This window comes from Pseudomonas sp. R-28-1W-6 (assembly GCF_009799925.1).
Lineage (GTDB): Bacteria > Pseudomonadota > Gammaproteobacteria > Pseudomonadales > Pseudomonadaceae > Aquipseudomonas.
Map to the genome: position 1 here is coordinate 551,057 of NZ_WELK01000001.1, position 12,064 is coordinate 563,120.

Annotated in this window: 7 protein-coding genes; 5 read left to right on the forward strand and 2 right to left on the reverse strand. The window is 70.3% G+C overall.

Going from position 1 to position 12,064, the window contains the following annotated elements; genetic code table 11:
- Positions 1-144: 144 nt before the first annotated feature.
- Positions 145-456, reverse strand: coding sequence for a hypothetical protein (locus F3I62_RS02495; RefSeq protein ID WP_160488101.1), 312 nt, complete (start codon positions 454-456; stop codon positions 145-147).
- A gap of 99 nt (positions 457-555) precedes the next feature.
- Positions 556-1,689, reverse strand: a complete 1,134-nt coding sequence (locus tag F3I62_RS02500) for a PilT/PilU family type 4a pilus ATPase (RefSeq protein ID WP_160488102.1) — start codon at positions 1,687-1,689, stop codon at positions 556-558.
- Positions 1,690-1,931: 242 nt separating this feature from the next.
- Between F3I62_RS02500 and recC the strand changes: the two genes are divergently transcribed.
- The 5 genes from recC to F3I62_RS02525 all read left to right on the forward strand — a co-directional run bounded on the left by recC (position 1,932) and on the right by F3I62_RS02525 (position 12,063).
- Positions 1,932-5,270 carry an exodeoxyribonuclease V subunit gamma gene (gene recC / locus F3I62_RS02505; protein WP_160488103.1) on the forward strand — a complete coding sequence of 1,113 codons (3,339 nt, stop codon included), beginning with the start codon at positions 1,932-1,934 and terminating at the stop codon, positions 5,268-5,270.
- Positions 5,267-8,812, forward strand: a complete 3,546-nt coding sequence (gene recB, locus F3I62_RS02510) for an exodeoxyribonuclease V subunit beta (RefSeq protein WP_160488104.1) — start codon at positions 5,267-5,269, stop codon at positions 8,810-8,812. The genes recC and recB overlap by 4 nt, the downstream gene beginning before the upstream one ends.
- An 88-nt stretch (positions 8,813-8,900) precedes the next feature.
- The gene (recD, locus tag F3I62_RS02515; protein WP_160488105.1) at positions 8,901-10,730 is read left to right on the forward strand and encodes an exodeoxyribonuclease V subunit alpha; all 1,830 of its coding nucleotides are present in this window, start codon (positions 8,901-8,903) and stop codon (positions 10,728-10,730) included.
- A gap of 7 nt (positions 10,731-10,737) precedes the next feature.
- The gene (locus tag F3I62_RS02520; protein ID WP_160488106.1) at positions 10,738-11,178 is read left to right on the forward strand and encodes a hypothetical protein; all 441 of its coding nucleotides are present in this window, start codon (positions 10,738-10,740) and stop codon (positions 11,176-11,178) included.
- 132 nt (positions 11,179-11,310) lie between these two features.
- Positions 11,311-12,063, forward strand: a complete 753-nt coding sequence (locus F3I62_RS02525; protein ID WP_160488107.1) for a PspA/IM30 family protein — start codon at positions 11,311-11,313, stop codon at positions 12,061-12,063.
- Position 12,064 lies beyond the last annotated feature (1 nt).

Genomic DNA, 12,064 nt, shown 5'->3' on the forward strand with positions numbered 1-12,064 from the left:
GTTTTTCGCGGGCATAAAAAAAGCGCCGGACGGCGCGTTCTCGGGGAACGGGGCGTCTCGGCGCTTCGTCTTGCAGGCCCATGCGTCCTGCCCGGCAAAGCCGGTCTCCGCCTGTGGGCGGAACCTACTGCGGTCTTTTCTACCCTATTCCGGCGGCGCTGACAATTCGCCGAGCAATTGCTCCAGGCGCTGGCGCAGGTCGGCCAGGTCGCGGGACTTGAAGGCATGCCGGGAACGCTCGAGCACTTCGATGGCGTCGGCCAGGCTGGCATGCAGGGTGGCGTGGGCCGGCAGCGGCTGATCCTGTAGCCAGCCGCACAGGGGCGCCTGGCTACAGTCTTCCGGGCGGGCCAGCACGGTGCAGTCCAGGCCTTCGCCGTGCAGCAGGCGGCGCAGGCGGCAGGCCAGCTGCTGGTCGCTGTTGGCGACCAGTATGGTGGGGGGCGTTCGCGGCATGACTACGGGACAGGCGCTGGATTTCGGACGGGCACTCTAGGTGGCCCTTGGCCAGCTGGTTTTGACCTGGATCAACGCCGCGCGCGCCGTGGCGAAGCTTCAGCTGTCGCGCAGCAGGTGCAGGTTGCCGCCCTCGCCGGCGCCGCCGTGGCCGAGCTTGATGCGCAGGGTCAGGTCGGTGCGCGAGTCGGCGTGGCGGATGGCTTCCTCCATCGAGATGCGCCCGCTCTCGAACAGCTCGTAGAGGTGCTGGTCGAAGGTCTGCAGGCCCTGCTCGCGGCCGCGGCCGATGGCCTCGCGCAGGTCGTCGAGCAGGCCGCGCTGGATCAGGTCGCGGATATGCGCGGTGCCGAGCAGCAGCTCCACCGCCGCCACCCGGCGCTGGTCGAGAGCCGGCACCAGGCGCTGGCCGACGATGGCCAGCAGGTTCTGCGCCACGTCGGCGAGTATCTGCGCGCGAGCCTCCTCGGGGAAGAAACGCACGATGCGCTCCAGCGCGTGGCTGGTGCTGGTGGCATGCAGGGTGGCCAGGCACAGGTGGCCGGTTTCCGCGTAGTGCAGGGCGTGCTGCATGGTGTCGAGGTCGCGGATCTCGCCGAGCATGATCACGTCCGGCGCCTCGCGCAGCACGTTGCGCAGGGCCGCGGCGAAGCTGTGGGTGTCCAGGCCGACTTCGCGCTGGTCGATCACCGAGCGCTGGTGCTGGTGGAGGAACTCGATCGGGTCTTCGATGCAGATGATGTGCCCGGACTTGTTGCGGTTGCGCAGGTCGAGCATGGCCGCCAGGGTGGTCGACTTGCCCGAGCCGGCGGCGCCGATCACCAGGATCAGGCCGCGGTCGAGCAGCGCCAGCTTGCCCAGCTGGGGCGGCAGGCCGAGGGCCTCCAGGCTGGGGATCTGGCTCTTGATCAGGCGCACCACCATCGCGACCTCGCCGCGCTGGTAGTAGATGTTGATGCGAAAACGCCCGGAGCTGGCCACGCTGACCGCCAGGTTCATCTCCAGGTCGCGCTCGAATTCGGCGACCTGGCGCTCGTTCATCAGCTGGTAGGCCATCTGCCGCACCTCGCCCGGCTTCAGCGCGGCGACCGGCAGCGGCACGGTATGGCCTTCGAGCTTGATCTGCGGCGGCGTGCCGACGCTGAAGAACATGTCCGAGCCGCCCTTTTCATAGAGCGTCTGCAGCAGCGGGTAGACATCCGGCTGTGTGGCTGGCGTGAGCGTGTCGGTCATGGTGGCCCCTGGGCTGAGCGAGAAAGCTGCCTTCAGTACAGTGCATCCGCCGGCATTCGACCAGAGGGCCGAGTGTCGCGCCCAGCGCCTGTTCACGATCTCCCGTAGGGTGCGCCGTGCGCACCAGAGGCCGGTGCGTGGTGTTGTGGTGCGCACAGCGCACCCTACGCGAGGCTCTGAGCCCTGCCGGCCTGCGCACCTTGCTGGTAACCTAACGGCCCCGACAGGATGCCCGGCCGCCCATGCTCAACCTCTTCCACGCCCCCGACCTGGAAACCCTCGGTGCCCTGGCCACACGGCTGCTCGCCCAGCCGCTGCAAGACCCCTTCGCCCCGGCGCGGGTGGTGGTGCCGAGCCAGGGCATCGGCCGCTGGCTGACCCTGCAGCTGGCGCGCGAACAGGGCATTGCCATGCAGCTGGAGGTGCAGCTGCCCTCGGCCTTCGTCTGGGAGCTGTCGCGGCTGGTGCTCGGCCAGCTGCCCGAGCAGTCCGCCTTCACCCCGCTGACCCTGAGCTGGCGCCTGTATGACTGGCTGTGCGAGCCGGCCAACCTCGACCGCGCGCCGCGCCTGGCGCGCTACCTGGAGGGCGGCGACGAACGCCGCCGGTTGTCCCTGGCCAGCCGTATCGCCGACGTGTTCGACCAGTACCTGCTGTATCGCGACGACTGGCTGGCCGCCTGGGAACGCGGCGAACTGTGTGACCTCGGTGCCGACGAAGCCTGGCAGGCCCTGCTCTGGCGCGAGCTGACCGCCGATGGCCACCCGCACCGTGCGCGCTTGCTCGACGAGCTGCTGCAGCGCCTGTACGACCCCACGGCCATTGCCGGCCTGCCCGAGCGCCTGCTGGTGTTCGGCATCAGCAGCTTGCCGCCTCATCACCTGCGCGTGCTCGAAGGCCTGGCGCGGCATACCGAGGTGGTGATCTTCGCCCTCAACCCGTGCCGCGAGGCCTGGGGCGAGATCCGCGACATCCGTGAGCTGGCCAGGCAGCCGGAGCTGAGCCCGGACGAGTGGTATCTCGACGTCGGCCACCCGCTGCTGGCCAGCCTCGGCAAGCAGGGCCGCGACTTCTTCGACAGCCTGTTCAGCCTGGCCTCGGCTGAGGGCGGGCAGGAAACCGGGCTGTATTCGGAAGACGCCGACCTGCACGACGACAGCCTGCTGCACGCCCTGCAGCACGATATCCTGCGGCTCAGAACGCGTAGTGCGGACGAGCGCATCGAGCTGCGCGCGGACGACCGTTCGCTGGAGCTGCATATCGCCCACTCGCCGCTGCGCGAAGTGGAAATCCTGCATGATCAGCTGCTCGCCCGCTTTGCCGCCGAACCCAGCTTGACCCCGGATCAGGTGGTGGTGCTGACCCCGGATATCGAGCGCTACGCGCCCTACATCGAAGCCGTCTTTGCCCCGCGCGAAGGCGCCCCGCGCATCCCCTTCAGCCTGGCCGACCGCAGCCTGCGCGCCGAGCTGCCGCTGCTGGAAGCCTTTATCGACCTGCTCGCCCTGCCCGAAAGCCGCTTCGCCGCCGAGGAAATCCTCGCCTGGCTGGAGCAGCCGGCCATCGCCCGCCGCGCCGGCATCGAGCCCGAAGACCTGCCGCTGCTGCGCGACTGGCTGCGCGATGCCGGTGTGCGCTGGGGCCGCGACGCCGGCCACCATGCCGACCTCGGCCTGCCGGCAGACAACGCCTTCACCTGGGCCCAGGGCCTCGACCGCCTGCTGCTGGGCTTCGCGGCGCCACCGCAACTGGCCGGCGAGGGCATTCCCCTGCTCGGTGACAACCTGCCGCTGGATGCCCTGGAAGGCGCGCGCGGCCAGTTGCTCGGCCGCCTGTGCGCCTTCGTCGGCAGGCTCGCCGGCCTCGCCGAGAGCCTGCAGCGTGCGCGCCCGCTGGCCGACTGGGCGCTGGACCTGCAGGCGCTGATCGACAGCCTGTTCGACGAGCGCGAAGCCGGCGACACCCTGCTCCTGCTCAGCCAGGCCTGTGCCGCCCTCGCCCGCCAGGCCGCTGATGCCGGCATCGCCCGGCCGCTGGAGCTGGTCCTGGTACGCCAGCAACTGGGTACGGCGCTGGAAGCCGGCGGCGGCGCCTCGGGCTTCCTCACCGGCGCGGTGACCTTCTGCACCATGGTGCCGATGCGCAGCCTGCCGTTCCGCCTGGTCTGCCTGCTCGGCCTGGACGACGGCGCCCTGCCACGGCGTACCCCAGCGGCCGGCTTCGACCTGATCAGCCACAAGCCGCGCCGCGGCGATCGCGCGCGACGCCTGGACGACCGCTACCTGCTGCTGGAAACCCTGCTCTCGGCACGCGACGGCCTGTACTTGAGCTACGTCGGCCGCGACCCGCGCGACAACGCGGTGCTGCCGCCCTCGGTGCTGGTCAGCGAACTGCTCGAAGCCGTCGACATCACCGCCATCGCCTCTTGTGGGAGCGGCTTCAGCCGCGATGCAGACCCCACCGACGCATCGCGGCTGAAGCCGCTCCCACAGGAGCAGAAAGCCAGCGCGGCGATCACCGTGGCCCATCCGCTGCAACCCTTCGCCCCCGGCAACTTCCAGCAATCGGGCCAGCAGTTGGGCTTCTCCAGTTCCTGGTTCCGCGCCGCCCAGCGCCTGGCCGAGGCGCCGCTGCTGACCCCGCCGCCGTTCATCAGCCAGCTGCCGGAGCCCGGCGAGGACTGGCTGTGTATCGAGCCGGCGCAGCTGCTGCTGTGCTTCCGCAATCCGGCGCGCTTCCTCCTCGAGCAGCGCCTGGGCCTGCGCCTGGCCGATGCCGAGGAAGCCATTGCCAGCGACGAGCCCTTCGCCCTCGAAGGCCCGGCCCGCCGTGGCCTGCGCCACCTGGCCCTGCAGGCGGTGGAGCGCGACTGGAGCGAGCAGCAGGAACGGCGCATCGCCCGCGCCGCCGGCTGGCTGCCCACCGGCGAGCTGGGCCACGCCCTGTGGGGCAAGCTGCGCGGCCCGGTGCGCGCCTTTGCGCCACGGCTGTTCGAGGCGCGCCCGGCGGAAGCGCCACAACCGCTGCTGGTGGATATCAGCTTGGCCGGCGTGCGCCTGCATGGTTGGCTGGATGGGGTGACCAGCGCCGGCCTGTTCGACTGGCGGCTGAATGCGCCGAGCGCCTGGGACCTGCCCGGCTTCTGGCTGCGCCACCTGCTGCTCAACGTCGCCGCCAGCGAAGGCATCGCCCGCGACAGCCTGCTGGTCTCGCCGGCCGGCGACTGGCAGCTCGGCGCCCTGGCCAACCCGCGCGAGCTGCTGGAACCCTGGCTGGCCGCCTACCGTGAGGCGCTCAGCGCGCCGCTGCCGTTCCTGCCGCGCAGCAGCTACGAATTCGCCAAGGCGCTGGTCACCCCCAGTGCGCGCAGCAAGAAGGAACCCATCGACGCCGCCCGTGGCGCCGCGCAAAGCGCCTGGCTCGGCGCCGACTTCAGCCCGATCCCCGGCGAGGCCCTCGACCCCTGGAACGCCCTAGCCTTTCGCGAGCGCGAACCGCTCGGCGAGCGCTTCGAGCAACTGGCCGAACAACTGCTCGGCCCGGCTTTGCTGGCCCTGGCCGCCGACGAGGACGACGCATGAGCCTCGACCTGCAGACCTCCTCCTTCACCGGCCGCTCGCTGATCGAGGCCAGCGCCGGTACCGGCAAGACCTGGACCCTGACCGCGCTGTACGCGCGCCTGTTGCTGGAGCAGCAACTCAGCGTCAGCCAGATCCTCGTGGTCACCTACACCACCGCCGCCACCGCCGAGCTGCGCGAGCGCATCCGCGCGCGTCTGGCCGAGCTGCTGGCGGTCTATGAAGGCACGCCGAGTGACGACCCCTTCCTCCTCGAGCTGCACAGCCGCCATCCCGGCGAGGAGGCGCGCCGCCGTCTGCTGCTGGCCGTGCACGGCTTCGACGAGGCGGCGATCTTCACCATCCACGGCTTCTGCCAGCGCGCCCTGCAGGACGCCGCGTTCGAGGCCGGTGGCGACTTCGACAGCGAGCTGACCCAGGACGACCGTGAGGTGCTCGACGTCCTGCTCGCCGACGCCTGGCGCCATGTGCTGGCGGCGGCCGACCCGGCCTGGGCGCGCTTCCTGGCCAAGCAGAAGATCACCCCGGCCAGCCTGCGCCAGATCCTGCGCAGCCACCTGGGCAAGCCCTACCTGCGCATCGAGCCGCGCGAGGCGTTGAGCGGCGACGAGCTGAACGCCGCCAGCCGCGCCTGGGAGCGCGCCGAGCAGCTGTGGCGCGAACAGGGCGCGGCCTTGGTCGCGCAGCTGCGCGAGCATGGCGGGCTGAGCCAGAGCACTCACAAGGCCGGCAAGTTCGCCCTGTGGGCCGCCGGCCTGGACGCCTACTTCGCCGACCCAGCGGCGCTGTTCGAGCAGCCCGATGGCCTGGCCAAGTTCGGCGCGGCGGCGCTGCACAAGGCCACCAAGAAGGGTTTCGACGCGCCGCAGGGCGCCCTGGCCGAGGCCTTCGATCTATTGAGCGAAGCGCTTGGTGCTGCCGTGCCGGCCGGCCGCCAGCGCCTGATCGCCCTGCAGGTCGAACTGCTCGATCAGCTCAACGCCGAGCTGCCGGCGCGCAAGGCGGCGCAGCGCCTGTTGGCCTTCGACGATTTGCTCAATCGGCTCAACGAGGCGCTGCACGGCCCGGCCGGTGCCGACCTGGCCGCGACCCTGCGCACACAGTACCCGCTGGCGCTGATCGACGAATTCCAGGACACCGATCCGGTGCAGTACCAGATCTTCGATCGCATCTACCGCGAAGGTGGGGATCTCTGCTTCGTCGGCGACCCCAAGCAGGCGATCTATGCGTTTCGTGGCGCCGACCTGGCCACCTACCTCAGCGCCCGCGATGCCGCCGCGCGGCGCTACGATCTGCCGTTCAACTACCGCTCCACGCCACAGCTGATCGACGCGCTGAACCGCCTGTTCGACCGCCCGCAGCCGTTCGCCGAACAGGGCCTGGACTACCCGCCGGTCAGCGCCGGGAAGAAGTCGCGGGCTGATCTGGTGCTGCCGGATGACCAGGCCGGCGCGCCGCTGGCCCTGGTCTGGCTGGGCGACGAGGGGCTGAACAAGGGCCGCGCCGGCGAGATCGCCGCCCTCGACACGGCCCAGCGCATCGCCGGGCTGCTGGCCGCCAGTGGCGAGGGCCGCGCCTATTTCGACGATAAAGGCGCGCGCACCCCGCTCCGCGGTGGCGATATCGCCGTGCTGGTCGCCAGCCACCGCGAGGCGGCGAGCATCGCCGAGCAGCTGGCGGCCCGCGGTGTGCCCAGCGTGCGCCGCGGCCGCGACAGCGTGTGGCACAGCGAGGAAGCCGCCGAGCTGGCCGCGGTGCTGGCCGCCTACGCCGAGCCGGGGCGCGAGGGCGTGCTGCGCTACGCCCTGGCCAGCCGCCTGCTCGGTCGCGACGCCGCGCAACTGGCGCGTTGCCAGGACGACGAGCGCGCCTGGGACAAGGAGCGCGCCGACGCCGAGCAGTACCACCAGCTGTGGCAGCAGCACGGTTTCATGCGCGTGTTCAGGACCTGGCTGGACCAGGAGCAGGTGGCCGAACGCCTGCTGGCAGGCATCGACGGCGAGCGCCGGTTGACCAACCTGCTGCACCTGGCCGAGCTGCTGCAGACCGAGAGCCTGCAGCGCCCCGGCCTGGAGGCCCTGCTCGCCTGGTTCAACGGCCAGCGCGGCAGCGAGGGCGCCGGCGAGGATGCCCTGCTGCGCCTGGAAAGCGATGCCGAGCGGGTGCAGATCGTCACCATCCACACTTCCAAGGGCCTGGAATACCCGCTGGTGTTCTGCCCCTTCCTGTGGGACGGCCGCCTGCTCGGCCAGCATACCGACAGCGCCCGTTGTCATGACGAACAGGGCCAGCCGCTGCTCGACCTCGGCAGCGCACGCCTCGACGAGCGCCTGCAGACAGCCCGGCGCGAGGTGTTCGCCGAGAAGCTGCGCCTGACCTACGTGGCCCTGACCCGTGCCGAGCACCGCCTGTGGCTGCACTGGGGCCCGGTGGCCGTGCCCAAGCCGAAGAAGGACGGCGGCCTGCCCGACGAAGGCCTGCACAGCAGCGCCCTGGCCTGGCTGCTGCACGGCCGCGAGCTGGGCGGTGAGGATGCCCTCGCCGAGCTGGCGGGCCATCTCAACGACAAGCCCGGCGTGGCCCTGGCTGCCGAGCTGGACCACCTGGCCGCAGGCAGCGCCGGGATGATCGCCCGCGTGCCGCTGCTCAATCGTGAGGCCAATGCCGCCGGCGAACAGCGTGCCGTCGCGCCGGCCCAGTTGCAGCAGTTCCAGCGCAGCCTGCACAGCGCTTGGCGCATCGGCAGCTTTTCGGGATTGGCCGCCGGCATGCATATGGAAGCGCCGGACCGCGACGGCCTGGTGATGCCCGATGCCAGCGAGCCGGGCAGCGGCTTCTTCGCTTTCCCCCGTGGCGCCCGCGCCGGCACCTGCTTGCACGCCATTCTCGAAGACTGGGCGCGCGGCAAGGCCCCGCTGGCCGAACTGGTCGAGCCGGCGCTGAGCGCCCACGGCATCAACGCCGAACTGTGGACGGCCATCGCCAGCGCCCACCTGCAGCGGGTGCTGGACAGCGACCTGGACGGCAGCGGCCTGACCCTGGCCAGCCTGCAGGCGGCGCGGCGTCTGCCCGAACTGGGCTTCACCTTCCCGGTGGCCGACCTGGACGTGCAGCGCCTGCGCGCGATCCTGGTCGACCCGGCCATGGGCCTGGCCGAGCCGCTGCGCCAGGCCGCCGAGCGCCTGGAGTTCGACGGCCTCAAGGGCTTCCTCAAGGGCTTCATCGACCTGACCTTCGAGCATGCCGGGCGCTGGTACATCCTCGACTACAAGTCCAACTGGCTCGGCCCGGACGCCAGCCACTATGGCGGCGAACGCCTGCTGCAGGCCCTGGCCGGCGAGCACTACTACCTGCAGTACCTGATCTACCTGGTGGCGCTGCGGCGTTTCCTCCGTCAGCGCCTGGCCGACTTCAGCAATGATCAGCTCGGCGGCGCCTACTACCTGTTCCTGCGCGGCATGCCCCAGGCCGGCGTGTACTTTGCCCGGCCCGGCGATGCGCTGCTGGATGCGCTAGATGCTCTGTTCGCCGGAGAAGGCCAATGAGCCGCTGCCCTGCCGTAGGGTGCGCCGCGCGCACCACCGACCCCGTACAGGCCATTGGTGCGCACGGCGCACCCTACGGGGGATGCCGATGAGCCTCGCCGATCTGCCCCTCGGCCCGCTGGAGCGGGCGCTGGTCGACAGCCTGCGCCGTCTCGATGTCAGCGCTCCGGACGCTGTGCTGGCCGCCGCCGCGCTGTGCTGCGAGGCGTTGGGCAAGGGCGATGTGTGCCTGCCGCTGGCACGCCTGGCCGGGCAGCGACCGTGGCCGGAGTTCGCCTTCGTCCTGCCGCCGCTCATCGAATGGCGCGCGCAGCTGGAAGCCTCAACCCTGGTCGGCGCGCCCGGTCAGTTCGCACCGCTGATCCTCGACGGCTCGCGCCTGTACCTGGCCCGCTACCAGGCCTACGAAAGCCAGCTGGCCAGCCAGCTGCTGGCTCGCGCCGGCGATCTGCCAGAGGTCGACGAAACGGTGCTGACGGAAAGCCTGGCGCGCCTGTTCGCTTTCAATCGGCAACAACCCGACTGGCAGCGCCTGGCCGCCGCCCAGGCCGTGCGTCGGCGCCTGGCGGTGATCTCCGGCGGCCCTGGCACCGGCAAGACCACCACCGTGGTACGCCTGCTCGCCGCCCTGCTTGAGCAGCCTGGTGGCGAGCGCCTGGCCATCGGCCTGGCCGCGCCGACGGGCAAGGCGGCGGCACGCATGGCCGAGGCGATCCGCAATGCCAAGGCCGCTCTGCCGGTCAGCGAGGCGATCAAGGCCGCCCTACCGGAAGAGGCGCGCACCCTGCACCGCCTGCTCGGCAGCCGCGGCGATACGCCCAGGGTGCGTCACGACGCGGCGCGGCCGCTGGCGCTGGACGTGCTGGTGGTCGACGAAGCCTCGATGGTCGACCTGGCGCTGATGGCCAAGCTGGTCGATGCCCTGCCGCCCCATGCGCGGCTGATCCTGCTCGGCGACAAGGACCAGCTGGCCGCCGTGGAAGCCGGTGCGGTGTTCGCCGAACTGTGCGAGGGCCGTGGCTTCGACGCCCAGGCGGTGGCCGAGCTGCAGCGCATCACCGGGCAAAGCGTGCCGGTCGACCCGCCGCGCTCGCGGCTGGGCGACGCCGTGGTGCTGCTGACTCACAGTCACCGCTTCGCCGGCGACAGCGGCATCGGCGAGCTGGCGCGGCGGATCAATGGCGGCGATGCCGCCGGCACGCTGAGCCTGCTCCGGGAGCCGCGCGCCGACTTGCACTGGCAGGCGCAACCGACCCCGGCCACCCTGCTCGAACGCCTCGACCAGGGCTATCGCCCCTACCTGCAGGCCGCCCGTGCGGGTGATCCGGTTCAGGCCTTCGCCGCCTTCAACGCCTTCCGCGGCCTCACCGCCCAGCGCGAAGGGCCCTGGGGCGTCAGCGGCCTCAACGAGGCGCTGGAGGCACGGATCAAGCGCCGTTACAGCCTGGCCGAACGCGAGCGCTGGTACCCCGGCCGCGCGGTGATGGTGCGGCAGAACGACTATGCCCTGGGTCTGTTCAACGGCGATATCGGCCTGTGCCTGCATGGCGAGCACGGCCTGCGCGTCTATTTCGAAGGCGAGGACGGCTACCGCGCCTTCGCCCCGGCGCGCCTGCCCAGCCACGACAGTGCCTTCGCCATGACCGTGCACAAGAGCCAGGGCTCGGAGTTCAGCGAAGTGCTGCTGGCTCTGCCCGAACTGCCCAGCCCGCTGCTAACCCGCGCGCTGTTCTACACCGGCATCACCCGCGCCAAGCACAAGGTGGAAATCTGGGGCCTGCCGGCGCGTCTGAGCGAGGCGGTGAACACCAAGGCCGAGCGCGCGGCGGGGTTGGCCGAGCGGCTGGGGATGCCGGCTATGGCTGCAGCTCCGGCTCCCATACCCACCGGCACCCTAGGGCAAATGGACCTGTTCTGAGAGACCAATGAAATACGTGTTTCTGACGATGTGGTGGCTGTTCCTCCTGTTGGTTGGCCCGTTCACCCTGCTGGCGGTCTGGCGCAGCCCGCTGGATTGGCGCACCTACCTGTTCCTCGGTGTGGTGGCGCATATCCTGCTCTGCACCTGGCACCTGATCCGCGAGAACTACCGCTCCCGTTCCTTGTTGGGTGGGAACAACAGTGGATTTTGGTTGTGCCTGCTGCTGTTACCGCTGAATCTGATGCCTTTGCTTACCGCTTATGAAACCTGGGCGCGCGGCTTCTATGTCGCTGGCGAGGGCAGCGGCCGTTCGCGCTGGATCGGCGCCTTGCTGGAGCTGCTGCAGGATAGTGTCGGACACTGGGGGCCGATCCTGCTGATGCTGGGTGTGGGTATCGGTGGCAGCCTGTTGCTGCTGCGGCTGTTGCCGCGACTGCGCAACTGAACGCGCACCCTCACTTCGCAAAAACGCGCTGTGAGGTTGCATCCGTCCCATCGCTCGCGAAGAATGCCCCAAGCCCTGCCGGCCGTGGCGCCGGTGCACGATGGATTGCACGCAGATCGCAAGGAGTTGTTCATGTTCAGCCGCCTCGCCAATGTCTTCAAAGGCATCCTCTCCCTGTTCATCAAGGACCTGGAGCGCAAGAACCCGGAAGCCCTGCTGGAGCTGGAGCAGGAGAACCTGCGCAAGCAGATCGCCAACTTCAACCAGGGCCTGGCTGCCCACGCCGGCCTGGCCGAGCGCCTGATGAGCCAGGTGCGCAAGCAGGAGGCCGAGGAGCGCGAGCTGCACGCGCGCACCACCGCGCACCTGCGTGCCGGCAACAAATCCGCCGCCGCACAGAACGCCCTGCGCCTGCAGACCCTGGCCCGCGAGCTGGAAGAGAACCGCCGCCAGCTGGCCCAGGCCGAAGAGACCTACCAGAACCTGACCAAGGCCCGCGAAGTGGCGGTGAACGCCGCGCGCAGCAAGATCGAGGCGCTCAAGGGCGCGATCAACGACATGCGTATGAAGACCGCCATGGCCGAGATGAACGAGATGGCCGCCGGCATGGTCAGCACCATAGGTGGCTCCGGCGACACCCTCAACCGCCTGCACGAGATGGTCGAGGAAGAACGCACCAAGGCCGCCGGCCGCGCGCGCATGGCCCGCGACTCGATGGACATGAGCGAAGTGAACCTCAAGGAAGCCGAGATGGATGCCCTCGCCGACCAGGCCCTGGCCGAGTTCGCGGCCAAGGAAGGCATCGCCCTGCCTGGCGCCGAAGCCAGCGCGGCGCCCGAGGCCAATCGCAGTATGGGCGGCAATCCGCAGTCGGAAAACCAATAAG

Excerpts from the sequence above, each read along its gene's own strand:
- F3I62_RS02495 (WP_160488101.1), bottom strand. The coding sequence starts at position 456 with ATGCCGCGAACGCCCCCCACCATACTGGTCGCCAACAGCGACCAGCAG.
- F3I62_RS02500 (WP_160488102.1), bottom strand. The coding sequence starts at position 1,689 with ATGACCGACACGCTCACGCCAGCCACACAGCCGGATGTCTACCCGCTG.
- recC (WP_160488103.1), top strand. The coding sequence starts at position 1,932 with ATGCTCAACCTCTTCCACGCCCCCGACCTGGAAACCCTCGGTGCCCTG.
- recB (WP_160488104.1), top strand. The coding sequence starts at position 5,267 with ATGAGCCTCGACCTGCAGACCTCCTCCTTCACCGGCCGCTCGCTGATC.
- recD (WP_160488105.1), top strand. The coding sequence starts at position 8,901 with ATGAGCCTCGCCGATCTGCCCCTCGGCCCGCTGGAGCGGGCGCTGGTC.
- F3I62_RS02520 (WP_160488106.1), top strand. The coding sequence starts at position 10,738 with ATGAAATACGTGTTTCTGACGATGTGGTGGCTGTTCCTCCTGTTGGTT.
- F3I62_RS02525 (WP_160488107.1), top strand. The coding sequence starts at position 11,311 with ATGTTCAGCCGCCTCGCCAATGTCTTCAAAGGCATCCTCTCCCTGTTC.